The sequence below is a fragment of the Pseudomonas peli genome (assembly GCF_050563605.1).
In the GTDB taxonomy this organism is placed as follows: Bacteria; Pseudomonadota; Gammaproteobacteria; order Pseudomonadales; family Pseudomonadaceae; genus Aquipseudomonas; species Aquipseudomonas peli_A.
In genome coordinates this window covers 1-251 of the sequence record NZ_JBNXUH010000431.1, presented here as the reverse complement: position 1 = coordinate 251, position 251 = coordinate 1, and the positions used below count along the sequence as shown (strand labels likewise).

Annotated in this window: 1 pseudogene; it reads left to right on the top strand. The window is 61.4% G+C overall.

Annotation, left to right across the window (positions count from 1 at the left end):
- Positions 1–103: 103 nt before the first annotated feature.
- Positions 104–251 (top strand): annotated as a pseudogene (locus ACQ4LH_RS22160) (FAD-dependent oxidoreductase); the annotation flags it as partial.

Genomic DNA, 251 nt, shown 5'->3' with positions numbered 1-251 from the left:
GCACAGGCTCCGCATGTTCCGGCACCAGGACCTTGGGCTGAACCCCAGAAATGCCGGCGCGCAGAATGTAGCGGTCGACCAGATCGACAAAAATATCCTCGGCGCCATCCCACTCAAGCGCGGCGTCGACACCTTCCGCGTGTATGTCGAGGGCTGGTACGACGGCAGCTTCCAGGACGTGATCTATTTCGAGAAGGCCCAACCAGAAATCCGCCGGATGATCAGCTCGATCCTCGCCGGCTACGCCTGGG